Here is a 26,429-nt window from a genome sequence, read left to right as displayed (position 1 = left end):
CTTTTTGGATTAATTTGTTTGTACCGATGAGATATAACCCAGACTACATATTTAGTAAATTTGCTTTATCACTTCCATTAACAATTTTGCAGAATACCAACACCTCGTCAATCCTCACGCATTAGCCGAAGTCAAGGGTATGTCATTTGCTACATTATTTTATACTCATCCACTATCTTATATGAGGAAAGTGATTCGATATGATAATGTCTTTTTAGCAAATTGGACGATTATTTATAAATGAAAAATTTAATGTTATTGGTTAGAAGCTTTTAAAAATGAATGGGAGGTAACAATGTGGCTGAGTCAAAGGGGAAAATGTACGAAGAATACATTAAATCGTTCTTTGAAAAGTGGGGAAACTCCCTAAGTATAGTGCTTTCTAAGGGGGAGCTTGAATGGGTGGAGAAACAGTACAAAATAGTCGGAGCTTCTGGTATGAAATGGTCGTTTGACATTGCCTTTTTAGTAAGGGATGAAAACGGACAGGAATATAAATTTATAATAGAGGCAAAAAACTATAGAACGTCAAAATTGACTCCAGGGGAAGTCTCAGAGCTAGCAGGGAAAATTTCTGAAATAAACGATATAGCTGGAGTAATTCTTATTTCCAGCAATGATTTGAGTAAAAACTCTGAGTTAGTCGCTTCGCATCATAATTTTGAATGCTGGAAAATGCCTTTTAATGAAGGGGATACTAGCTATCTAATAATAAACAAAGAATTGAAATTGATTCAAGCTTTTGACGAAGAATCCTATAATACCCTAAATAGAGTAGAAGAAGAGTACGAAACAATAATTACTTATGCTGATGGAAGGATTGAAAGGCTGAATCTTTAAAATTTGTTTTGAATTACAGAATAGAGAGGGAATCCTGTTTTTTTATATAAAGGAAAAATAGGAAGTCTTCATCGAAGATCTCCTCTTTTTTAGTCTTTAGAATTGTATATCATTAAAGTGACTATGGGGTTACTGAAAGTTTTATAATATGAATTCGCTGTACCGTATAAAGGGAAGGCGCATTCTACCGTTTCATAAGAACAAAAAACTTGTCTGGTTTTGTGAACGATGGGTCGCACTCTGTATGGAGTTACTATTACCGCAGCCGATGCGGAGTTAACCGAGGAGAATAGAAATGAGAAAGTATTTATTATCTATACTAGTAGTTTTGTTTTCGTTATTCATCGTTTTTCCGTCCAGCACAGCTTCAGCAGCCAATGGTAAAGTCACCTTGAAATCTTACAGTTATAAGGGACAACCATATGTACAAGTTGTAAACCACCCAAACAAGAATGCTGCATCTAAGATGAACAAAGCATTAAAAGCTCATGCTGTTAATGCTGCTTCTGTAGCTAATAGTAGTGATATCAAGCAAAACAAAGATTACTATTACAAGACGAGTGTCCAAACCGCTTACAACAAGCAAGGTGCCTTGTCTGTTGTTTATTATTCTTACGTCTATACCGGAGGTATACATGACATGCAATGGGTAGAATCTTTCAACTTCAATTCCAGCAATGGTAATAGAATATACATGAAAGACTTCTTAGACAGCAGAACAAAAATAGTAAGAGCGAATGTGTACCTCCAATCAATTCTTAAAAAAAGAAGTCAAGCTAACCCTGGATCAATTTTGTACACAGATACGATTCTTGACATCCAAAAGGGGACGTTTTTCTATAATGACAAAGGATTCACAGTAAGATTCAATCCATATGAGGTTGCTCCCTTTTCAGAGGGTTTTGTAGATGTATACATCCCTTATGATATTATCGTAAACGGACAAAACACAGCACCAGTAAAACCGCAAAAGCCACAGATTACTCAGGTTTCCGGAGTGTTAGCATCTGATATACACGTATACTCAAACGACCTCAAAACTTTCTTAGGAACCTTATCAACCAACACTTATGACAGAGACTCTATCTTCAATGAATATGGAACTTACGGAAGCCAGTACAACAGATTAAGCATATGGAACAGTTACGGAAATTACGGGAGTTCATATTCATCAGAGAGCGCGTTTAACGAGTACACTTCTACTCCGCCAGTGCTCGTCTATAAAGGAGAAGTCTTTGGATATGTAACATCAAATACGTATCTCACTAATGGGATTTCACCTTCAAAACTTTTAACGTTTGCTAAATCGTTATAATTCGTAAGCACCCTTCTGGGTGCTTTTTTCATCCGTTAAAATTCATTTACAGTAAACAGCATAACCGTATAGCCCTGGCGGTCGCACAAGTTTCCGCGTTTTCTAAGTGCAGGGAGAGGTAACCTAACTACTGCTCCGATGGCGCTAGGTTGGGCAGTTTGATTGAAATCCTTCAGGGGCTGTATTGCACTTTGTATGTATGTGTAAGATGAAATACACTGGCCATTTTTGCAAGGAGATAGAAAGACTTCTATTTTTCGAATCGAATAAGGATAACATTTATAAAAGTTTGGGGGCATTGTATTTGTAATCCGGGCGGCTGGGGAAAATAAAAAGACACTAGCCGGAGTATCTGTATATGGGTACAATTTATATTTTTGTCCGATTTTTGGTGAGTGATGTCATCTGCTGAAAGGAGGTGATCGCTTGAACTTCATTTCCGCACAAGTTGTTTCATTTTATTAAAAACTATTGCCCAATTGGGGGGATTTAATACTAGAGGAAGATTGAATCTTAAATAGAATTAAGAGAGGTTCTTTTATCAATAATTATTCAAAAAGCAATTATAGGAACTCTTGCAACATGAACATAAAATTATTTTATTGGAAAGTAGAACCGGTTTGTGTTTGTAAATATCGTAGATCAATGTGAAATGTAGGAAAGTTAATCTCTATAAAGTAAATCCCCCCCAAAAAACACCTTTTTCAGATTCACTAAAAAAGTATAGTCTCGCATCGTATAGCTTTGAGATATCCTCTTTATCTACTCCTCTATAAATTCAACAACCTCTTCTATTCGGCATTGAAGCTCTTCGCAAATTCGTGCGATTACACTTAACGCAACGAACTCTCCATTAGACATTTTCGCTAGTGTAGAAGGAGAAATACCTAGTTGAGTACGCAGATAAGTTTTAGTTTTGTCCTTTTTGATCAGAGTTATTTCCATTGGTTTATAGCTAGGTTTTAATGCCATCATTAACCTCCAAGAAAGCATGTATATACGTGTATTTTATTGAATATGGACTATAAATACAAGAAGGCGAACTTTTTGTACGAATAATTATTGAACAAAAGTTTGATTTGTTGTACTATATGTATAATAAATCAAACTTTTTGTTTTATAAAACGTATTAAATGTTTTTGGTATGGAGGCGATACCTCAGATGAAGAGTTACTATGCATGAAATATGATTTTAATTTAAGTATCAATGAAGATTGTGAGGTTGCAAGGAAAAGCATGTAATTGTACATCTCTGATAAGTTAAAAGAGATAAGAGAGTTTATGACGATTTAATGAAAAGAGGTGTTCCTGAGTATGTCAAACCTTATTGAATTAGCTTCTATAGTGGTAGGTCCTTTAGATGACGGCCAGGATTTTGATATTTATCAAGGCTATGTTATGAATGAAAGTTATATCTTTTTCCTTGACGAAGGATCGCTATGGCTGCGCCATGTGCATAAAGTTGCGCATGTAGAACACTTATATATTAATGGAGATAGCGGAGGGATAGTTCTCGCCGAACACACACAAGGAAATATAAAAGAACTGATAGAGTCAATCATGAATAGATTGTGTGGCATGGATGCTTTGACTTTTCTCACGGAAGTCTTATTGTGGACCCCAGAACGCGTTGATATGAATTTAAGGCTTGATCGATTTCAAAAAAATTAGATACGATGGTCATATTAGTACCATATAGAATGAGATCAAATACATTGGATATTTTTTAAAATGTTATTTTATGAAAATGAAAGCTCTAAATCAACAAAGATTAGACCTATAAAAAGCGCTACTTTAATGGTATGAACGTAAAGCTCACATAAAAAATCTCTAGGAGATCCGCACATCGAAAAATTTCGACTAAGCTTGTAGCGCTCCTTTGGCGACATATTTCTTGAGTTAAATAGATTATCTGTATTAATATGAATTTATTATCATTTAATAAAAGACTAAATAATGTTAAAAATATCTTTTGAGAAACGTCTATACTATACTTTCTGCTGTCACATCCTAAATGAAGTGCCAGGATACGATTAATGCATTCACATGTAAATGCAAAAATTCCTTGGGGTCTTTAACCACATACCCAAGCTTTATTGTTGGAAAGACAATTCGTGTGAATAAGGATAATATACTTCGATGCTCTGGAAGTAGGTGTAATGATTGCTTATTTCGGTAAGTTGTAAGCACGAGAGACATTGGGTTATCAAAGTGGTAAAAAGAGTGTAGATTACGGATAACGATTACAAAAAAATTGGTGTTTGAATGTTTACTGGAAGCTGCTAGTTTGGACGACTCAGATTCGAACTGGAATGGGAGATCCATTAATACCTGGTGCGAATGCCAAGCTCACATGATTTTCCTAGGAGATTCGCACCTCGAAAATTGTCGAAAACGTCTGGTTTGTGACCTTTTGGTAACGATTTCATGTTAAAGTGATTTGAGTAATGGACATAAAGAAGATGTAATAGCGAAAAGACGTATATATCTTCTCATTAAATAGGGGGATTACGTTGTTTTTCGCTGTCGCACTCTGTATGGAGTGCGTGGATTGAAATCTTTTTTGGTCGGTCGTATAGTAGAAACCGCCATCGTCGCACTCTGTATGGAGTGCGTGGATTGAAATAATTCATTCCCCGCGATTGCCGCCCACGTGACCGCGTCGCACTCTGTATGGAGTGCGTGGATTGAAATATCAGCTCTTGGAAGATGGGGTTTTGATTGGGATAGTCGCACTCTGTATGGAGTGCGTGGATTGAAATTGCATGCAACGACCGAAGTACGTCTGTGTCTTCGGGTCGCACTCTGTATGGAGTGCGTGGATTGAAATAATTTCGGATATGCGCCTTTTTCGCGGGCCAATCCAGTCGCACTCTGTATGGAGTGCGTGGATTGAAATATACAACGTGGTTTAACGAGATCGTTCAATTTGAAGTCGCACTCTGTATGGAGTGCGTGGATTGAAATACGCAAAAGTACTTAAAAAATCAGTCATGGTTATGGTCGCACTCTGTATGGAGTGCGTGGATTGAAATACTGTACCCCATCGTGGTAATCCGCGTATGAAGCGGTCGCACTCTGTATGGAGTGCGTGGATTGAAATAGCAACTGGGTGAGACTCTTATTGAGCGTTGTTAGTCGCACTCTGTATGGAGTGCGTGGATTGAAATTGGAGCATGTCCACACCTTGTTTACCAAGTGTAATGTCGCACTCTGTATGGAGTGCGTGGATTGAAATGCCCCTGTAAAAGCCTGGTTGGAACATGGTGGTCAGTCGCACTCTGTATGGAGTGCGTGGATTGAAATTCCCATAAGAGCGGCACGCTCGCCCTGTACCGAGTGTCGCACTCTGTATGGAGTGCGTGGATTGAAATGGTTCGATGTTTCCGCCTGCGTTGATCACTTCAGGGTCGCACTCTGTATGGAGTGCGTGGATTGAAATGTTTCGCAGACAACGTATGACCGGGGTTTGAATATGTCGCACTCTGTATGGAGTGCGTGGATTGAAATAACGTATCGTGTATGTCTACGACTGGAACCTCTTGGTCGCACTCTGTATGGAGTGCGTGGATTGAAATCTCATCACGTTGTAACATGGTGTTCTGTACGGCGAGTCGCACTCTGTATGGAGTGCGTGGATTGAAATGACCAAGAACCATATAACGGTTTTGGTGAGTTGGAGTCGCACTCTGTATGGAGTGCGTGGATTGAAATTGGCAGAAAGTAGAGGCCAAAACGTGCCCGGAATGGTCGCACTCTGTATGGAGTGCGTGGATTGAAATAATGATCCAACCCTCACGAATTACTGCCCCTGGTTGTCGCACTCTGTATGGAGTGCGTGGATTGAAATTACTGGAAGAGTAAGAGAGTATACACGTTGAGTGACGTCGCACTCCGTATGGGGTGCGTGGATTGAAGTATAGACAACCCCGTTATGTGGGGGTATTACCATCGTCGCACTCCTTATGGAGTGCGTGAACTGAAACTAGTCTTTCATGTTCGCATATGTAATGGGCACCTCGTCGCACTCTGTATGAGTGCGTGAAATGAAATAGGTATTGGAATGAATGAGGGAATTTGATTGGGTGGCACTCCGTATGGAGTGTGTGGATTGAAATTATGACGGTAATCAACGATGTGATCCGGGACTATGTCGCACTCCGTGTGGAGTGCGTGGATTGAAATATGTCCGTTGGTAAAACGTAATCCTCGGAAGTCCAGTCGCACTCCGTGTGGAGTGCGTGGATTGAAATCAAGAGGTTGGAAAAGAGGGTCGCCGTCAGACAGAGTCGCACTCCGTGTGGAGTGCGTGGATTGAAATTAAATCCGTGTACACATGCAGCATGCCATTCATGGTCGCACTCCGTGTGGAGTGCGTGGATTGAAATCGTGAATGGACCGTCCTCCTTTATGCGGGTATGGTCGCACTCCGTGTGGAGTGCGTGGATTGAAATAATCAACTTTTGGTTTTCTGGCGTGTCGGCTGCAAGTCGCACTCCGTGTGGAGTGCGTGGATTGAAATACGTTTTCGCTTGTTTCATTCATAAAAAGTGTTGTCGCACTCCGTGTGGAGTGCGTGGATTGAAATAATCCCTACTACCTTTGTCATATCCGTTTCGCTCCTGTCGCACTCCGTGTGGAGTGCGTGGATTGAAATGATTATCCATAAAGGGTAGGGGAATCCGGTACCAGGTCGCACTCCGTGTGGAGTGCGTGGATTGAAATGGCTTGAGAAGCTATTAAAGCGAGTAGACAATCCGGTCGCACTCCGTGTGGAGTGCGTGGATTGAAATAAACGCAAATGAAAACCAAAGCGTTAGCATTGACAGTCGCACTCCGTGTGGAGTGCGTGGATTGAAATAGTGAAATTGAAACGCAAAAAAGAGCCCTCCGCAGTCGCACTCCGTGTGGAGTGCATGGATTGAAATCCCTGAAAATATCGCTACCGCTGTGCCATCTGCTGGTCGCACTCCGTGTGGAGTGCGTGGATTGAAATTTGATTAGCGAATTGCTAAACAAAAACCTCCATAAAGTCGCACTCCGTATGGGGTTGCGTGGATGAAATCAGTTACGTCCCCGAAGCGTCTGGCCCCTTGATACGTCGCACTATTTAAAGAGTGCGTGTGTTGAAATGGCAGCATCTGACATGTAAGCTCTGGTATAATTAGTCGCCTAAGTATGAAGTGCCTAAATTGAATATGTCTAAGTCAATAGAAGCTGGACGATTGAACGGGGCAGGGTTAAATGAGTGAGTGGATTAAATCTGCGTGAATGTTTGAGAGGATCCAATGAGTCGTACGCCATATGGAGTACAATTCCAATCCCCAAAGTCTTTCCTTTCTCTAAGCGACACCCTAAAGTAGACTTGAAAAGTTATATAAGGGGGTATGTTTTTGTGCTAAAATTTAGCAAGATGACAGCAGATAAGTAAAATCATTTTCGTGTGAATTACTTCCATTACGAATAGAAGTAAATTTTTTTGCGCAAGGATTTGATATTATATAAATCTTCTGCTATATTGTAATTGTAATATGTCGCACTTCTCTGAATTGCGCGGATTGAAAATGCTAGATTGTCATTGTAAGTTTTGTTGCAAAAAGGCGCACCCTTTAAAAGGGTGCGCAAGTAATTATCAAAATTGTGAAGTATATAAATTTAGAACACAAAAGAATATACGGTTTACTATCCTATTAAGATATCAAGGAGGGAAACATGTGATAAATGGATTTTATTTAGATGAGTCTGGAAATAATGGATTTAAAGATATGAAAAAACAACCTGTGGTTTGTTATGGTGGGATTTTAGTTCCTAACGCTAATGTTATAAAGCTTGAACGGGATTTTGAAGCATTGTCCTTTAAAGCCGCTTTACATATCAAAGGTGAGATAAAAGGGTTGACAATAAAACAGGTTAATACATTACCATTTTTCCAAAAGTATGAAATTCACAGTAAGTCTTTCTTTGACGGGGACGATCTATATTCTAAAATTCCGATGATCGATCGGTTTAAGCTTGCTGAAGAAATGTTAGAGCTTATTGATAAACATGGGGGTAAAGTGATTGCCTCTGTAATTAATAAAAATACATATAAACAAAATACAGGCGATACAGGTCATACTAACATGCACCAGCTTGGAATGAGTAATTTAATTCAATTAATAGAGAAAGAACTCATTCAAAGGAATGAAACAGGAATTGTTATTCCTGACGAGGGGCGCGACGACGAGAGAGAGCTTTTAATTCAAGTTATCCGACAGGAGACTACGAGTGATCGTATATATTATAGCTCTTTCCTTCAGAACTCACACCACTGCCAGTTAGTACAGTTAGCTGACATCATTGTATTTCTTACAACTATCTTTTTTCGATACGAATACGGGTATGCACCTCGTAAAGCAAATAATAAAGAATTAATAAACCTATATCAAAAAAAGATAGCTCCTTTATCCCCCACAGTATGGGAGTATAGGTGATTGCAATTAAGGGAGCGTACCAATGTACGCTCCCTTAAAGTGGTCGAACCAATGTGCGGCCACTGATAATAGTATACCCAATATTGGGCTTCATTATGCACGATGCAAAAAGGGGACCTTCAAATTAGGTCGGACCAATGTACGAGTTAACATGAAGGTTCCCTTTTAGAAAGTTAATTAGGTCGAACCAATGTGCGAGTCAATTAACTTTATATATTCAATATTATACGCTGTATCTGAATCTAAGTCAATGAAATAACAAGTTCAACACGGCTTAGTGGAGATAAAAACCAAGAATTTTTCGGAAAATAAAAAGGAGTTTGTCGCCTGAAGTCGAAATGTTAATAATAAGTATTTTTCCTAATTAATGAGTGTAGAGAAGGGGACGAATTGGGATCTCTTTTCTGAAAGGAAGAAGTGAACTTGTATGACCTATATTGCCCATATCCGTCAGAAAGATGGAGAAATTCAGACCGTTCAAGATCATTTGGTTGAAGTGCAACAAGGAGCCGAGCAGGCTGGAGAGAAAATAGGTGTCAGATATTTGGCGGGGATTTCCGGCCTTTTACATGATATGGGGAAAAATACAGATGCTTTTCGAAATTACATTCTGGAAGCAGTAGCTCATCCCGATGCCCCTCCCCGTAAAGGTTCTGTAGATCACTCAACTGCCGGTGGCAAGTTGCTGCATTATCGTTACCATGTCAGTGGTGCAACTGCTCAGGACAAGTATACCGCAGAATGGATTGCCAACTGTATTATCTCACATCATCAGGGTCTAAGAGACTACATCTCGCCTGATAAAACTTCACCATACCTGGAGCGTGTTGTTTCCAAGGAATTAGAACACTATGAGCAAGCCAAAGAAGAGTTTTTCAAGCTGAATCCTCCTGAACGTTTGGATAAGTTATTCGAATTAGCCACCTCAGAGCTTCAACAATACATACAAATTATCAATAAGCATAAACTTCCACGCATTGCGGGTTCACTGCTCATTAAATATATCTTTAGTTGCCTGATCGAGGCAGATCGAACCAATACAAGACAGTTTGAAGAAAATGAATCATCCTCAGATAAAGTAGATTATAAGTCGTTTTTTCAAACAAGCCATGAGTTGTTATCTCAACATTTAACCGGCCTTGAGCAAGGAAGTAAAGCAAACACACCCATTAATCGATTACGGCGGGAAATGTCCAGACAATGCGAAGAATTCGCACTTCGTCCTTCCGGCGTATACACCCTTTCTATACCAACGGGAGGGGGGAAAACACTTGCGAGTATGCGTTACGCCCTAAAACATGCCATTGAACATAACAAGCAACGGATTATATATATCGTTCCGTATACGACCATTATTGAACAGAACGCGGCAGAGATTCGCAGCATTTTGCAGAACGATGACATGATTTTGGAGCATCACTCTAACGTTGTAGATGACATGGATGATGAACGCAAAGAGGGCGACGAAGGGGAAACCTATGATGCGCGCAAACAGAGTCTTAAGCTTGCACGTGATCACTGGGATCGGCCTATTATTTTTACGACGATGGTCCAGTTCCTGAATACTTTCTATGCGAAAGGAACCCGAAACGTACGAAGATTACATCAGCTTTCCAATGCAGTCATCGTATTTGATGAAGTGCAATCCGTTCCTGTTCGATGCATCTCACTCTTCAACGCTGCACTGAATTTCCTGCATGTGATTGGACGCTCCAGTTTGTTGCTCTGTACAGCTACTCAACCCGCGCTTGATTTTGTGAAGCACAAACTTCATTTTTCGGAGCAACCTGAGATTATACAGAATTTAGACCGCGTTGGACGCAGTTTCAAACGAGTCGAATTGCATGATCTTACACAAGATACAGCCTCAGGCTGGGACGCAGAAGAATTATCTTCTTTTGTACAGGAACAAATGAGAGAAGTAAACAGCGTACTGGTCATTTTAAACACAAAAACGGCAGTCCGTAAACTGTTTGAACACTTGAATGAAGAGGAATGGCTACAAGACAGCGGGGTTCAAATTGTTCATCTAAGTACTAATATGTGTGCTGCACATCGTAAAGAAGTCCTATCTGGAGAGAATGGCGTAATCCAACGACTGGCCAAGGGAGAACGAATCATCTGTGTGAGCACACAGCTTATTGAGGCAGGGGTGAACATCAGCTTCGAATGTGTGGTTCGATCATTGGCTGGTTTGGATTCCATAGCCCAGGCGGCTGGTCGATGTAATCGGCACGGCAAAGATGAGATTCGTAATGTATACATTATCCGATCGTCGGATGAAGTATTGACCCACTTACCTGAGATTAAAATTGGTGCCGAGAAAACTGAGCGAGTGCTCCATGATTTCAGGGAAGATCCGGAGTCACTGGGGAATGATTTATTATCTTCTGAAGCAATCGCTCGTTATTTTAAATATTACTTTCACGATATTCAAGAAAAAATGCATTACCCCATTCCTAAGCTCGAACAGAACTTGTTTGATCTGATGGACCGGAATCGCTATTACGTGGATGCATATCAAAAGAAACATGCTACAAAACCAGAGGTTGTTAATCATTATGCGATCGCTACAGCAGAGAAATATTTTGAAGCAATATCGACGAATGCCACTGCTGTCCTTGTTCCTTACGGAGAAGAAGGCAGGGAACTGATTATTGACCTGAATGGTGAGTTGGAGCCGAGTGAATTGGGGGATCTGTTGCGAAAAGCCCAACAGTATACGGTGAACATCTATGATCACGAACTCAAGACATTAGAAAAAAGTGGGGACTTGTATCCATTGTTACATGGTCACGTCCTTGCTCTACGGGAACCAGCATACTCTGAAGACTTTGGTGTGGAATCCAAAGGGGAGGGCGCTTGGGAAACAATGATGGTATGAAACGGTCAGGCTAACGTAAAGTGGGGAGCTTCATGACACATGTTTCTCCCTCCTATATCCAATAGAAAGGAGCCGAAAAATTGAGAAACCAAATCGAGTTTGAGGTGTCGGGAAACTATGCGTTATTTACCGATCCACTCACGAAACTTGGAGGAGAAAAATTCTCTTATCAGATTCCTACATATCAAGCCCTCAAAGGGATCGTTGAATCCATTTACTGGAAGCCAACGCTGATCTGGATTATAGACGAAGTCCGCATCATGAATCCAATTCAAACAGAATCGAAGGGCATGCGTCCGATTGAATACAGCGGGGGAAATACACTGGCCTATTACACCTATTTAAGAGATGTTCGATATCAGGTGAAGGCTCATTTTGAATTTAATCCTCATCGTGAAGATCTGGTACATGACCAAAACGAACACAAACACCACAATATCGCTAAACGAGCTGTCCAGGTTGGAGGACGAAGAGATATTTTCTTGGGAACTCGTGAATGTCAGGGCTACGTCGAACTTTGCCAGTTCGGTGAAGGCGAGAGCTTCTATGATCGTATAGGTGAGCTTGATTTTGGCACGATGATACATGGAATCAATTACCCGGATGAAACGGGAAGCAATGTGCGAGAGGTTCGTCTGTGGAAAGCGAAAATGCAACATGGTGTGATTCGTTTTATCCGTCCGGATGAATGTACATTGGTACGCAAAGCGGGAGAAGGTACAGCTAAGATATTTGGCTCAGAGAATATGCAGTCTGTTGATGATTTACACTCAGAGTGGTTTGATAATGAGGTGAGTAAATGAGCTGGCTTGCTAATTTAAGCAAAACGTATGATGATCACGCCGAGGTCGTAGGGCAATTTGAAATGAAGAAAAGCGGCAAGGAATACGCCTTGATTCCAATCTCGCACACAACCCAGACCGCGCATATTGAAGTGCATCTGAATGAAAAAGGAGATATCGTAAATGCCAAAGTAGTAGAAAAGAATGATGGCAGCACGATTATCCCTTGCACCGAAGCTTCCGCAAGTCGAACGAGTGCGCCTGTACCGTATCCGCTTTTTGACAAGTTAGCCTATGTTGCAGGAGATTACACTCAGTTCTGCGGAGAAGCCAAAGGAACACCGTATCAAGATTATTTGATCCAACTGAAAGCTTGGTGCGAATCTCCCTTTAGTCACCCTAGAGTACAGAGTGTGCTTCACTATGTCAGCAAAGGCACACTCATCGCTGATTTAGTAAGCAGAGGCATACTTCATGTGGATAGCCAAGGTAAGCTGCTGGAGAAGTGGATCGCAGGGCCTGGCGACCAGGAAGGGAAAAAGCCTGACATCTTCAATGTCATTGCTTCGGATCAGAGTGGTGCATTTGTCCGATTTGCTGTAAATATTCCAGGAGAACCCGAATCCAGACTATGGCGGGATGCTTCGGTGCAACAATCATTTATCCAGTTCTACGAGATGAGTTTGCAGGACAAGGATATCTGTTTCGTGACAGGAGATTACCTACCAGTTGCTGATAAACATGCTTCTCGCATACGTCACTCAGGGGACAAGTCCAAGTTGATCTCCGCCAACGACTCTAGTGGATTTACGTATCGGGGACGTTTTCGTACCAGTCGTGATGCAGCGGTAGTCAGCTACGAAGCTTCACAGAAAGGCCATAACGCGCTGAAGTGGCTTATTGATCGACAAGGAACCACTATAGACGGCAAAGTTTTTCTGGTGTGGGGTAGTACAAGTCTGGATATGCCAGAACCTCAAGAAGATTCTTTTAGTTTATGGGAAGATGAAGATGATCAGGAAGCTCTTGCTGGTGGAGATACAACACATAAGGATTTTGCCTTGCAAATCAGGAAGGCGATTGGTGGCTTTCGATACGATGGGGAGTATAACTCCAAGCATGAAGTGACTTTGATGACACTGGATGCGGCAACACCAGGACGAATGTCGATTATGTTTTATCGGAGTTTAGATCAGAACGAGTATCTGGACCGGATAACAGCTTGGCATGAGAGTTGTTACTGGATACATCGCTATCGTAAAAATAAAAACGACAAACCCGTCTCGTTTATTGGAGCGCCCGCGACGAAAGACATTGCTTTTGCAGCCTATGGCCCACGAGCCAGTGACAAGGTAGTTAAAGGACTCATGGAGCGGATGCTTCCATGTATCATTGATCAACGTCCCATTCCGCTGGATATTGTTCGCAGTTCTATCCAACGTGCATCCAACCCGGTAGGCATGGAAAATTGGGAATGGGAGAAAACGCTGAGTATTACTTGCGCACTTGTTAATAAGAAGGAGGGGTACGGAGTGAGTCTGAATACCGAAACAACGGATCGTAGCTACTTATTTGGCAGAATGCTTGCCATTGCAGATGTATTAGAGAGAAGTGCTCTGGGAAAAGAGGAAAAACGAGCAACAAATGCCATTCGATATATGAACGCCTTTGCGCAACGACCAGGCAGAACTTGGAGCATTATTCAATCTAATCTCCAACCTTACCAAGCGCGAATGGGGACGAGTGCCAGATATTATAATTCGTTGCTAGATGAAGTTGGAGCCAAACTTCAATTAGAAGATTTTACAGACAAGCCACTCACGGGATTATACTTATTAGGATTTTATAGCCAGCGTAACGATTTATATACAAGTAGAAAAGATAAAGAAGCCGCGGCTGCACTTGATAAAGACGATGAAAACCAATTGAACGAACAAGGGGATAACTAAATGAGTATACTTGATCACAAAATCGATTTTGCTGTTGTACTGTCTGTTCGTAATGCCAACCCGAATGGTGATCCCTTGAATGGAAACCGCCCTCGTCAGAACTATGATGGTTTAGGGGAAATCTCGGATGTATGTATCAAACGTAAAATTCGTAACCGTCTGCAGGATATGGGAGAGTCCATTCTCGTACAATCCGATGAAAAACGTAATGATAGTCACCGTTCTATTAAAGATCGTGTTGATGCCAATGAGAATGTGCAAGAACATGCCAAAGGCAAGAAGGCAAACAAAGATCTGTATGCGGAGGCTGCTTGTCAATCCTGGATAGACGTACGTAGCTTTGGACAAGTATTTGCTTTTAGCGGTACCGATGTCTCTGTGGGTATTCGGGGTCCAGTATCCATCCACACTGCGGTAAGCTTGGATCGGATTGATATTTCCAGCATGCAGATTACGAAGAGTGTAAACTCGGTCACAACGGCTAAAGATCCGGACAAAAAAGGATCTGATACGATGGGCATGAAGCATCGCGTAGATTTTGGAGTATATGTATTCTATGGCAGTATCAACACGCAACTGGCTGAGAAGACCGGCTTTACATATGAAGACGCAGAGAAAATTCGTGAATCACTGAGAACGTTATTTGAAAATGATACGTCTTCTGCCCGTCCTGACGGTAGTATGGAGGTGCACCAACTGTATTGGTGGGAGCATAGTTCCAAGATGGGGCAATATTCATCTGCGAAAGTACATCGTTCTCTGCAAATTCAATTGAAGCCAGACGTAGCAGAAGCAAAGTCCTACGATGATTATAACTATACGGTGGTGCCACTGGAAGGCTTGGCAGTCCAAGAATATGAAGGACTATAACGAAGAGGATTATCTGCTGCTTTCGGGTATTCAGCATTTTAACTTTTGCAGAAGGCAGTGGGCATTAATTCATATCGAACAGCAGTGGGAAGACAACGTGCGCACCATTGAGGGTGATCATCTGCATCGAAAAGCAGATCAACCAGCGCTTCGTGAGAAACGAGGCGATAAACTGGTGGTTCGTGCGCTTCCGGTGCAATCGAGGGAACTTGGGATCACAGGCATCTGTGATGTGGTTGAATTCATTCGTGATCCATCTGGAGTTCCACTTGCGGGAGAGGAAGGGTTATACCTTCCTTATCCTGTTGAATACAAACGTGGGAAGCCCAAACGAAATGATTCGGATCACTCCCAATTGGTAGCACAAGTCATATGTCTCGAAGAAATGCTCGTATGTGATATTCCCAAGGCCTATTTTTATTATGACGAGATCAAACATAGGGTTGAAGTCATCATTACTGCGGCAGATCGGGAACGAGTGAAGGCAAGTATTCAAGAGATGAGACATTATTTTGAGCGGAACCATACACCCAAAGCCAAAGCCGGGCCACATTGCCTGAGTTGTTCTTTAAACAATATTTGTGTACCTGATATCTTGAACAAACGCTCCGTTTCAAGTTACATCGAAAGCAGGTTGAATGAATGAAAAAGCTGCTGAACACCTTATTTGTAACATTACCCGATACATACCTTGGACTGGATGGGGAAAACATTGTGGTGAAGCAGGAGGAAGAAATTCTTGCTCGCTATCCGCTGCATAATTTGGAGGCCGTTTGTACCTTTGGCTATGCTGGAGTAAGTCCAGCATTGATGGGGGCTTGTGCTTCACGAAATGTAAGTTTGACATTTATGACACGAACGGGGCGATTCCTCGCACGGGTGATTGGTGAGGATCGAGGAAATGTGGTTCTTCGCAAAGAACAGTATCGTATCTCGGACGATGAGGTGCGTAGTGCGCGGGTTGCTCGTAATATGATTACAGGCAAGTTATACAACAACAAGTGGATTTTGGAACGAGCCACACGGGATTATGCATTACGCATCGAGACGGAACGAATCAAGAAGGTTACGGAGTCGCTAGGCGAAACGATGAAGCTGTTGCGCGAGGTGGAGCAATTGGATATATTGCGCGGATTGGAAGGATCGGCTGCCGTTCAATATAACTCTGTGTTCGATGATCTGATTCTCCAGCAAAAGGAGTCATTTTACTTTTATGGACGCAGTCGGCGACCTCCCTTAGATAAAGTAAATGCGTTATTATCCTTTGCCTATACCTTGCTCGCTAATGACATGAAGTCTGCACTTGAATCTGTCGGACTTGATGCATATGTCGGTTTTTTGCACAGGGATCGTCCTGGCAGAGCTTCTCTTGCATTGGATATGATGGAGGAACTTCGAGGAGTGTACGCAGACCGATTTGTACTTTCTCTCATTAATAAGAAGGTAGTTAACGATAAAGGTTTTTATGTGAAAGAAAATCTCGCAGTGATTATGGATGATGAGACGAGAAAGAAAGTGTTAAAAGCATGGCAAGAACGCAAACAGGAAAAGATTATGCATCCGTATTTGAATGAAAAAATACCTTGGGGGCTTGTACCCTATACTCAAGCATTGCTATTGGCCAGGTATATACGAGGTGATCTGGATGAATATCCTCCGTTTCTGTGGAAGTAGGTGTGATGATTGCTTATTTTGATTACGTATGATGTAAGCACGATAGATAGTGAAGGCCGAAGAAGACTATCTAAAGTGGCGAAAAAGTGTGTGGATCACGGTCAGCGAGTGCAGAACTCGGTGTTTGAATGTATACTGGATGCTGCCCAATTTAGACGATTAAGATTCGAACTAGAAGAATTGATTGATAAGGATACAGATAGTCTTCGATTTTATAACTTAGGTGATAATTACAAAAGTAAAGTTCAACATGTAGGTGCCAAAGATTCCTATGATATGGGCGATCCGTTAATACTCTAGCAGGTGCGAATGCCAAGCTCACATGATTTCCCTGGGGGATTCGCACCTCGGAATTTGTCGAAAAGGTCTTTATTGTGACCTTTTGGCAATGATTTATGGTCGAAAGTTTGTGATAACCGGTTTAAAGTAGTATAAATATCGAAAATACGTTAATAGTTATTCTTCAAGCATAGTTATTACGTCACTTTTCGCTGTCGCACTCTGTATGGAGTGCGTGGATTGAAATCTTTCTTGGCAGGCTGAGTGGTGTACTTCATAATCGTCGCACTCTGTATGGAGTGCGTGGATTGAAATCTCTTAGCTTTTATGTGGCTAACAGGGTTAAAGGTGTCGCACTCTGTATGGAGTGCGTGGATTGAAATAATGAACCGTTTAATGTTGTGTAAGTCAACGTCTGTCGCACTCTGTATGGAGTGCGTGGATTGAAATTTAAGATGTTCTGGAAGTCTATGACGAGGTATCCGGTCGCACTCTGTATGGAGTGCGTGGATTGAAATCCTAGAGCCACTAACAAATCATGCAACTTATCCTGTCGCACTCTGTATGGAGTGCGTGGATTGAAATCCTGAAAGAGCACGTCCGCTGTATAACAAGCTCTAGTCGCACTCTGTATGGAGTGCGTGGATTGAAATTTTAACTCTTTGGAGATGTGAGCGAACTTCTCAGGGTCGCACTCTGTATGGAGTGCGTGGATTGAAATCGGCAACATCTCTGATTTGGGAAGTTGCAGCAATGGGTCGCACTCTGTATGGAGTGCGTGGATTGAAATTCTGAAGCAGTAGAGGTACGGGTGTGGCACACCAACGTCGCACTCTGTATGGAGTGCGTGGATTGAAATACCAGTGTTTGGGTCATACATGTCATAACGGAAAGTCGCACTCTGTATGGAGTGCGTGGATTGAAATTAATAATGCAACGTAAAAACGTCGCTCGCCGTGGGGTCGCACTCTGTATGGAGTGCGTGGATTGAAATCTGCAGGGTCAAAGAGGGCCGTAGCCCTCCCCGTCGTCGCACTCTGTATGGAGTGCGTGGATTGAAATACCCTTCTTACGCTTACCATAGAACTCAAGCAGCGGTCGCACTCTGTATGGAGTGCGTGGATTGAAATACATAAGCCATAGGGCTTGCGTTACTGATCGAAGTCGCACTCTGTATGGAGTGCGTGGATTGAAATCCTGAGCCTGACCTGGAATTACGGTGCGGATCACGTCGCACTCTGTATGGAGTGCGTGGATTGAAATATAATAGACTCACTATCGAACCGATCACTATTAACGTCGCACTCTGTATGGAGTGCGTGGATTGAAATCTTCAGGGCGAATGCTGCACCCTCTATTCCGTTACGTCGCACTCTGTATGGAGTGCGTGGATTGAAATTTAACATTGACTTTCAGGTTTCCACTCTCAAGTGGTCGCACTCTGTATGGAGTGCGTGGATTGAAATCTGATGTCCGGTAAACAAGCTTTCATGTATTCGGGTCGCACTCTGTATGGAGTGCGTGGATTGAAATAGTATCACAATGTTAGCCTCCTCGATCCTCGCCAGTCGCACTCTGTATGGAGTGCGTGGATTGAAATTGTAATCTCCTAATACGATCGTATTCTTGGCGTTGGTCGCACTCTGTATGGAGTGCGTGGATTGAAATAAACCTCCCCGTTCTAAATCAACCGCACAAGTTACATGGTCGCACTCTGTATGGAGTGCGTGGATTGAAATAAACTATGGGAATTGGGTGCACAAGACGCATTCCGTCGCACTCTGTATGGAGTGCGTGGATTGAAATCTCGAATGGATATTAACGCTCATCGGCAGATCCCCGTCGCACTCTGTATGGAGTGCGTGGATTGAAATCGATAACAGAACTATCCATGTCCCTTCCTCCGTTCGTCGCACTCTGTATGGAGTGCGTGGATTGAAATATGGGATGCCGCAATCGGGTTAGCCTTTTCCCAAACGTCGCACTCTGTATGGAGTGCGTGGATTGAAATGTTTGTAATGCCGCCTGTGGGAATCGAACCCACGAGTCGCACTCTGTATGGAGTGCGTGGATTGAAATAAACCGATTTAAAGATAAAGACGGGCAACTGATGGTCGCACTCTGTATGGAGTGCGTGGATTGAAATGTCATATCGCGGCGGCTATGGCTCATGCAAACAGTCGCACTCTGTATGGAGTGCGTGGATTGAAATACATCATCCGTGGTTAACATCTCATTTAACGCCAGTCGCACTCTGTATGGAGTGCGTGGATTGAAATTCTAACAAATTAATCTTTTGATCGGAAAAATTCCGGTCGCACTCTGTATGGAGTGCGTGGATTGAATTGGTACAGGATAAACAGTGGCATCCTCTAAGGCAAGTCTCACTCCGTATTTTATAGATAAGTGGCCAATTCGAAAAAAGTTGTCTAACAAATTCATTCTTTTGGTGACTTATAGAAAAAGAAAGTGATTTGAATACGTTCATGATTGAGCTAATAACCCGGAAATGCCATTCTAATAATCCAGTCACTGGAGACATTTTGAGTAACATGCATCATGTTAAATCTGAATAGTTCCTCTGTCCATCGTTTGAAACAATAAGCCCTAGTAGCACACCTACCACGTCCTGGCTTTCATATGATTCGTAATATGACTTAGCTAGAGAAACCTTAGAGTTGAGAATGTCTGTTGTATGTTTAATATATTGATAGTGGATGAAGCATGAATCCAGATGGACCGAAATAATTGAATTAGATGAACAAACCAAGCACTTGCGGACCACGGTTCCAGGTACACATAAAGAAGGGACGTTTAATGGTTTATCTTTGTTCACTTGGCTTCAAATTGATAAGAAATTTGTTTAGAATCAGGGCATGTGGAGGAAGTAAGGTCAGATTACGTGATTTATATTTGATACTGACCATAATATGTACCACCCAATTAAACTAACGGTTAAGAAATCAGGAACAGTCTGCCATCTTGGCAACTGTTCTTTTTAATCCATTAAGTTATTGATAGTTCTTTTTACTTAATGTATTGTGGTTGAATCGACCCGGTACACCTTCCCCTCCGAGTAAGTTTACAACGATAATTGTCATGCTGATCGAATAAAGGAAAGTTGAAATACTGAAAAGATGTCAATATCATTTGTGTAATAGAGATGACACGTCTTTTTTGATGTCGCACTCTCTATGAGTGCGTGGATTGAAATATCTCAGGTAGTTCCTCAGATCCAATAGAAATTGGGACGCACTCCGTATGGAGTGCCTAAATTGAATTAGCTGTTATGTCTAAGAATTCAATGAGCGGGTTATGCTGTACTCCGTTTGGTTGATTGAATGTGTAGGTGAAACAAAGCAAGCCGATGAATGGCTGTCTGTAGCCATGAAAACTAAGGGTTTAGTTTAATTACGATTTTAATTCATACGAATTACACGATTATAAAAAATGATATTTAACAACGCCTACCTCAAGAGAATGGCTTACCTTTTTCGCTTATTTCAGTTGCTTTTTTTATGTAACGCCCTTGATGTGGATCTCCTTCAGGAGTCAACACTCCGATATGATTTCCTAAGTGAGTGTAGGTTTAGCTTTTCTATGTAATCCGTCTTTTAGATAATAGTTCCCTTTTTTTATTCCGGCATAACCATTCATTCTACCATTTAAGGTTGGTAGGCACCCTTAGTTATCATGAATGGACATTGGTTTTCCGGAATTTCACTCGAATCTGCTTCTCATTAACGATTTCTATGTGGAACGTAAAAAAGCGTCGGGGAAAATCTCCGGCGCTTTTAGCGTTGGTACGGACCTTGGTTTTAACCTAAAGGAAATAATATTAGTTAAAAAGGGTGTGGTCAATGCACCATTTTGAGAACAAAATCCCTGAATTTTTAAACACTCACATTTACCATCTATAATAATTTCATCTCTTTAAGGAAGCGGGAAGGTTGTCTATAGCTAGCACCCATTTTTAATGAACTTGACTTGATATAAGATAGATACAAAAGTTTTCTAGCACGACTTATGGCTACATATAATACTTGTCTGTCTTCTTCTACTGTAAGTTCGTTCATCGGGAAGACTCCTTCATTTATTCCGAGTACATGCACGACATCAAACTCAAAACCTTTCGAAGAAGATGGAGTTAGTAACCAAACACCACCGGAACCGGTTGTTCTTGATAAGGAGTTAAATTTGTTCTTAAAGGAAATCAAACTGTATTCATTGGTATCCCGAATATACATATTCCAATTATCTCGCCACATTTTCAGATCACTCATAAAAACATTTGTTTCCTCTACACTTGCAACAGGTTTTTCAGACATGAAGTACTTTTCTAAAACGAGTATTGCATCTGAAAAATTCATATCAGGTCCCCATAAATATGACCATGCATCTAATAATGCTTTATAGTTATTTTTCCATTCCTTGCCGACTATTGACTCGAAATGTTTAAGTAAAGCAATTCCGTTTTCAGTGCTGTTGTAATTGATCGAATTTTTATTTTCCACCCCAATTAAACTTTGAAAGAGGTCAAGATGATACCTATCATTGTGATTAATCAAAAGTCTAAAACCCGATTCAAATACTTGCATAATAGTTGATTCGCTCTCTAATATACCAAATGTTTTGTTGATAAAGGGTATATTATCTTCTGAAAATTGTTTTTCGATTCTTCGGAGCGATGAACGGTTTCTTGCAATTACAGCAATATTGTCCCAATGAATCTTCTCATTTAATTCAGAATGTCCTTGTTTGACCAGATTTGAAATATTTTCTGCAATCCATATTGCTTCTTTCTCCTCATTTTCTAATTCTTTAATAATCACCGAGCCATTTTTTGAAGAACTGGATGAAAAACTTGATTTTGAAATTAACTTATCTATAAGAGATGCAATCTCGGGTGAGGAACGGTAATTATTTTTTAGTTTAACAATAGTCGGGTCATAATAGGTTTCGAATTGTTCCATAAAAGAGGTACTAGCACCTGTGAAAGAATGTATGGCTTGGTTTTTATCACCAACGAGCATAATATTACTGTTATGTTTAGGATATAATGTTTGCAAAAATTGATATGATGCGTAAGTTAAGTCCTGTGCTTCAAATATATAAGCAAATTTAAAAATTCTTTGGTAAATTTGATTAATAGAAGGCTTTTCATTAATTATTCTATATGCAAGTAAAATGAGATCATCTAAGTCCATTAACGACCGGGCCTTTAAATATAGATCATATTCATAATAAATAGAGTCGTAGAATCTTTTATCATCATCATCAATGTGTTCTTCAAAAGGGAGAGGAAGTTTCAGCTCTCTTTTTTGACGACTGATATAATATAAAATCTCTCTTACTATATTTACGTTATTTGTTTGACTTAAATTTTGAGAAGGTGAATTAGTATTTGAACGGGTGATGAGTATTTCTTTAAGAATATTCTCTGATTCTGAACTATCTATTAAAACGATTTCTTTAGTTTTAAGACCTAAAACATCCCCTCGAGTTTCAACAATATCTTTTGCAAATTGATGTATGGTTCCGACAAAAAATCTCTCTAGAATATTTTTATCATCACTTTGAATTTCATTTAATATTCTCTCTTTGAACTGTTTAGCCAACAAACGATTGTAAGTTAAAATTAGAATTTTGTAATTTCCTTTAACATTCTTAAGTATATGTTCCAGCCTCTTTATTGAGGTTGTGTGTATTCCAGTTTGAGGTCCTGCATTAACTAATATGGGACCATGAATATGTTCGATCACTTTTTGATGATCCTCAGAGGTCATATAATCCAAAATGAATCACCTGCCATTTTATAAAATTATGTTTTGATTTGTAGAAATAATTGTCTGATTTTCTCTGGAATTTCTATCTCAGAGTCTGCCATCGTGACAATTGTTTCAGCAAGTACAGAAGCATATTTAGTTTTTCCACTTTGTAGTTTTGTCAAAACATCTTCATCAGAGTATTCCTTTTCTTGCAATACTGCCTTATGCTGCTCATTTACTGCATCGTACTCAATAATAGCACTAATCGCTTCTTCACGATAATGAGCTAATATATATTGTTCATAGTTTTGATGATTCTCAAAATAAATGACTCTAGGATCTTGAAGGTTAGTATCAACGAGTAAGAGAGCCTCATTAAGTTGATCTAAAACGTCTTTTTCACCATCAGAGAAAATAAGCCAATCAATATTTAATCCTTGTGCAACATGGAGAAAAGGAAGGTACTTCTTTCCTTTTCCGCCCACCCCAATAATATTAATTCCAAGTTCAAATGGGTTACAACCGAAATGAGCCTCAAAAAAAATAGGTAATGCTTGTTCTTCTGTTTCTCCTTCACAAAGAATAATACATTTTGAGAAGAGTAATTCACCGCGGCTGTTCATTACTTCTCTATTTATTTTTCGAATATCATCCCTATGCATAGTAGTCATATTAATCTCAGAAACCGCTGTTCGTGAATCATGTTTGCTAAAATGCCTAATTGATTCTAATGGTGCAAAGCTAGCAATGTAGGGTGAATGAGTACTGATTATTTTCTGACCATTAAATGATGCCATTTGTTTTAAAATGTTTCTCTGTGCCTGAGGGTGTAAGTGTGATTCAGGCTCCTCCAGTGCTAAGATACTCCAAAAAGGTAAGTTCTTTTCTTGGTTAACTCCCTCAATCCATGAAGCATAACTACGAAATGCGAGTAAAGTTGCCCAGCTCCTTGTTCCCATGCCATGATATTCAAGTGGAAAACTATCGTCACCTGGCTCACTAAAGAGAACGTCAATACCTCGATATATATCTCTGATCTTTCTTACTATAGGTGTTATTTCAACGCCATTGTGTTCTCCCGATGAAAACAGATTTAGCTCTTTTAAATTCTGCTGTAAATGTGCCAAAATGGTACTGTTGCTAACAATCTCTGTGTTTAATCTTAGAAGATCAGCTTCGATGCGTTCCAATTGATCTTCATTTAGATTAATGTCGGAAATTAGTTTACCCCAAAAGGAATGAGGATTTCGCATTTCTCTATGGATATCTCTCTGTGCGTCTAGATACAACAAAGGTAGTTTTTCCATGATACTTAGAGGAATTTTATCTAAAAGAGCTGATGTCCACCATTCGTCAGGATTCTCGTCCCAATCGGATAGAAAATGTTGTTCCAATGAGAAGTCTCTTTTTAATTCATCAAATCTAATTGTGGTTCTAATTGCAACGTATTCTAAATCATTCTCATCCGTTCGTATTGCGTTTGCTCCCCAGTGGCTCGACCAAGTTTCATCAAAAATTGGAACTCTCTTTGAGTCTTGTCCTGTAGGTGTAATTAAAGTATCTATAGTAGAACTCTGTTCAGTCGCTATCAGTTTATCTATAGTGGCATGAAAGTCTTCTTTACGAATAAGTTTGCGATCTAACCCGAATACAAGCTCTAACGCTTTTAAAAATGATGTTTTACCTGAATTATTCGTCCCGACTAGTATCGTGAGAGGGGACAATTTAACTTTAATGTCTTTCAATGCTCTAAAATTTTTTATTCTGACTTCGTGCAAGATTATACTCATTGTTGCCTCCGGTAGTATCGTTTAAACTAGATAAGCATATGATATTCGACACATTCTTAAATACACCTGTAAGCATGGATAAGTGATATTACTATTATTCTATTTTTACTTGTTGAGAGAGTCAGCACTAATTTATGTATTAGTATTAAACATTCACTCTTGTTTAAGATAGATTATATCGTTATGGAAGCTCTTGGAGATGATGAAGGAATTAATGTTTGGATCGGTAAGAACGGAATAAGAGAAATACAACAATGAAACTAGGGGATTTAATAGGATTTACTAAGTAGTAGCTAATACTTATTGTAATCTCAACAATGTTCGTAGATTATCATTAACAAAAATAGATATACACGTTACACGCATAGGGGCTGCCTGGAGGAATGGATTTTGATATTTCGTACGTATGAGCTTTATAACTCAACAAGGGAGCTAAAAGAAACGAATATACATACTTGGAGCCGGAAGTATGGTTAATAAGCAATCTGATAATTTACATCATATTAATTAGGGTTAAGTCTGGTGCATTAAATCTTCTGCCGTAAAGAGCTGATAAAAAAATAAAAAGACTTTACAAACAAATCCTATTCATGATATATTATTTATCCGGCCAAGAAATGGTCGGCAAAACAAGTTTGATCTTTGAAAACTGAACAACGAGTGAGTAAACATTCTGCTTGCAGAATGAACGCAAAAGTTTGAGACAAGCCTTGGCTTGGATCGACTGGAGCACAAATGAGATTTTTAATCTCGTCAGATTCAAAATGAGCTTATCGCTCTTTTCAATACTTTATTGGAGAGTTTGATCCTGGCTCAGGACGAACGCTGGCGGCATGCCTAATACATGCAAGTCGAGCGGAGTTGATAGGAAGCTTGCTTCCTTGATACTTAGCGGCGGACGGGTGAGTAACACGTAGGCAACCTGCCCTCAAGTTTGGGACAACTACCGGAAACGGTAGCTAATACCGAATAGTTGTTTTCTTCGCCTGAAGAGAACTGGAAAGACGGAGCAATCTGTCACTTGGGGATGGGCCTGCGGCGCATTAGCTAGTTGGTGAGGTAACGGCTCACCAAGGCGACGATGCGTAGCCGACCTGAGAGGGTGATCGGCCACACTGGGACTGAGACACGGCCCAGACTCCTACGGGAGGCAGCAGTAGGGAATCTTCCGCAATGGGCGAAAGCCTGACGGAGCAATGCCGCGTGAGTGATGAAGGTTTTCGGATCGTAAAGCTCTGTTGCCAGGGAAGAACGCTTGGGAGAGTAACTGCTCTCAAGGTGACGGTACCTGAGAAGAAAGCCCCGGCTAACTACGTGCCAGCAGCCGCGGTAATACGTAGGGGGCAAGCGTTGTCCGGAATTATTGGGCGTAAAGCGCGCGCAGGCGGTCATTTAAGTCTGGTGTTTAATCCCGGGGCTCAACCCCGGATCGCACTGGAAACTGGGTGACTTGAGTGCAGAAGAGGAGAGTGGAATTCCACGTGTAGCGGTGAAATGCGTAGATATGTGGAGGAACACCAGTGGCGAAGGCGACTCTCTGGGCTGTAACTGACGCTGAGGCGCGAAAGCGTGGGGAGCAAACAGGATTAGATACCCTGGTAGTCCACGCCGTAAACGATGAGTGCTAGGTGTTAGGGGTTTCGATACCCTTGGTGCCGAAGTTAACACATTAAGCACTCCGCCTGGGGAGTACGGTCGCAAGACTGAAACTCAAAGGAATTGACGGGGACCCGCACAAGCAGTGGAGTATGTGGTTTAATTCGAAGCAACGCGAAGAACCTTACCAGGTCTTGACATCCCTCTGA

The 26,429-nt window shown here is 40.9% G+C and carries 15 protein-coding genes, 1 rRNA gene and 3 CRISPR repeat arrays; of the genes, 13 read left to right on the top strand and 3 right to left on the bottom strand.

The features are described from left to right. The first annotated feature begins 297 nt into the window (after positions 1-297). Together CXK86_RS19625 and CXK86_RS19620 are read left to right on the top strand one after the other, a co-directional pair. Positions 298-840, top strand: coding sequence for a restriction endonuclease (locus tag CXK86_RS19625; protein ID WP_101314305.1), 543 nt, complete (start codon positions 298-300; stop codon positions 838-840). A gap of 295 nt (positions 841-1,135) precedes the next feature. Further along, the gene (locus CXK86_RS19620; protein WP_101314304.1) at positions 1,136-2,155 is read left to right on the top strand and encodes a DUF3298 and DUF4163 domain-containing protein; all 1,020 of its coding nucleotides are present in this window, start codon (positions 1,136-1,138) and stop codon (positions 2,153-2,155) included. 762 nt (positions 2,156-2,917) lie between these two features. Here CXK86_RS19620 and CXK86_RS19615 read toward each other — a convergent pair. Beyond that, on the bottom strand, positions 2,918-3,127 hold the full coding sequence (locus CXK86_RS19615) for a helix-turn-helix domain-containing protein (protein ID WP_091036871.1): 210 nt from the start codon (positions 3,125-3,127) through the stop codon (positions 2,918-2,920). A 342-nt stretch (positions 3,128-3,469) separates the two neighbouring features. Between CXK86_RS19615 and CXK86_RS19610 the strand changes: the two genes are divergently transcribed. From CXK86_RS19610 to CXK86_RS32140, 10 genes are all read left to right on the top strand, one after another. After that, complete coding sequence (locus CXK86_RS19610; protein ID WP_101314303.1) at positions 3,470-3,826, top strand: hypothetical protein; 357 nt, start codon at positions 3,470-3,472, stop codon at positions 3,824-3,826. Positions 3,827-4,680: 854 nt separating this feature from the next. Further along, positions 4,681-6,141: a CRISPR direct-repeat array (repeat unit 33 nt; unit sequence GTCGCACTCTGTATGGAGTGCGTGGATTGAAAT). A 98-nt stretch (positions 6,142-6,239) separates the two neighbouring features. Beyond that, a CRISPR array of direct repeats spans positions 6,240-7,151; the repeat unit is 33 nt. A gap of 718 nt (positions 7,152-7,869) precedes the next feature. Further along, a complete protein-coding gene (locus tag CXK86_RS19605) occupies positions 7,870-8,628 on the top strand; it encodes a DUF3800 domain-containing protein (protein ID WP_180361799.1) in 759 nt (252 codons plus the stop codon). A gap of 427 nt (positions 8,629-9,055) precedes the next feature. After that, positions 9,056-11,512: a CRISPR-associated helicase/endonuclease Cas3 gene (locus tag CXK86_RS19600; RefSeq protein ID WP_101314301.1), complete on the top strand. Its 2,457-nt coding sequence runs from the start codon at positions 9,056-9,058 to the stop codon at positions 11,510-11,512. A gap of 80 nt (positions 11,513-11,592) precedes the next feature. Next, positions 11,593-12,315 carry a type I-C CRISPR-associated protein Cas5c gene (gene cas5c, locus CXK86_RS19595; RefSeq protein WP_101314300.1) on the top strand — a complete coding sequence of 241 codons (723 nt, stop codon included), beginning with the start codon at positions 11,593-11,595 and terminating at the stop codon, positions 12,313-12,315. Continuing rightward, positions 12,312-14,243 carry a type I-C CRISPR-associated protein Cas8c/Csd1 gene (cas8c, locus tag CXK86_RS19590; RefSeq protein WP_101314299.1) on the top strand — a complete coding sequence of 644 codons (1,932 nt, stop codon included), beginning with the start codon at positions 12,312-12,314 and terminating at the stop codon, positions 14,241-14,243. Before cas5c ends, cas8c begins: the two co-directional genes overlap by 4 nt. Further along, on the top strand, positions 14,244-15,113 hold the full coding sequence (cas7c, locus tag CXK86_RS19585; RefSeq protein WP_101314298.1) for a type I-C CRISPR-associated protein Cas7/Csd2: 870 nt from the start codon (positions 14,244-14,246) through the stop codon (positions 15,111-15,113). It begins immediately after the preceding gene. After that, positions 15,100-15,759, top strand: coding sequence for a CRISPR-associated protein Cas4 (gene cas4, locus CXK86_RS19580; protein ID WP_017690349.1), 660 nt, complete (start codon positions 15,100-15,102; stop codon positions 15,757-15,759). Before cas7c ends, cas4 begins: the two co-directional genes overlap by 14 nt. Continuing rightward, on the top strand, positions 15,756-16,787 hold the full coding sequence (gene cas1c, locus CXK86_RS19575) for a type I-C CRISPR-associated endonuclease Cas1c (protein WP_101314297.1): 1,032 nt from the start codon (positions 15,756-15,758) through the stop codon (positions 16,785-16,787). Before cas4 ends, cas1c begins: the two co-directional genes overlap by 4 nt. A gap of 9 nt (positions 16,788-16,796) precedes the next feature. After that, positions 16,797-17,087 (top strand): CRISPR-associated endonuclease Cas2, encoded by a 291-nt coding sequence (cas2, locus tag CXK86_RS19570; RefSeq protein WP_026081267.1) that lies wholly within the window; start codon positions 16,797-16,799, stop codon positions 17,085-17,087. A 193-nt stretch (positions 17,088-17,280) separates the two neighbouring features. Continuing rightward, positions 17,281-19,413: direct repeats of the CRISPR family, unit length 33 nt; unit sequence GTCGCACTCTGTATGGAGTGCGTGGATTGAAAT. Between the two features lie 1,350 nt (positions 19,414-20,763). Next, the gene (locus CXK86_RS32140; protein WP_180361798.1) at positions 20,764-20,940 is read left to right on the top strand and encodes a hypothetical protein; all 177 of its coding nucleotides are present in this window, start codon (positions 20,764-20,766) and stop codon (positions 20,938-20,940) included. Positions 20,941-20,980: 40 nt separating this feature from the next. Here CXK86_RS32140 and CXK86_RS19565 read toward each other — a convergent pair whose 3' ends face one another. Together CXK86_RS19565 and CXK86_RS19560 are read right to left on the bottom strand one after the other, a co-directional pair. After that, a complete protein-coding gene (locus CXK86_RS19565) occupies positions 20,981-22,852 on the bottom strand; it encodes an ATP-dependent helicase (protein WP_180361797.1) in 1,872 nt (623 codons plus the stop codon). A gap of 35 nt (positions 22,853-22,887) precedes the next feature. Further along, complete coding sequence (locus CXK86_RS19560; RefSeq protein ID WP_101314295.1) at positions 22,888-24,624, bottom strand: ATP-dependent nuclease; 1,737 nt, start codon at positions 24,622-24,624, stop codon at positions 22,888-22,890. Between the two features lie 790 nt (positions 24,625-25,414). On the opposite strand from CXK86_RS19560, the gene CXK86_RS19555 reads away from it, so the two are divergent. Beyond that, positions 25,415-26,429 (top strand): 16S ribosomal RNA (locus tag CXK86_RS19555); the annotation flags it as partial.

Source organism: Paenibacillus sp. BGI2013 (assembly GCF_002843485.1).
GTDB lineage: Bacteria > Bacillota > Bacilli > Paenibacillales > Paenibacillaceae > Paenibacillus > Paenibacillus amylolyticus.
The sequence above is the reverse complement of the archived record's forward strand: the minus strand, read 5'-3'. Positions and strand labels throughout refer to the sequence as shown.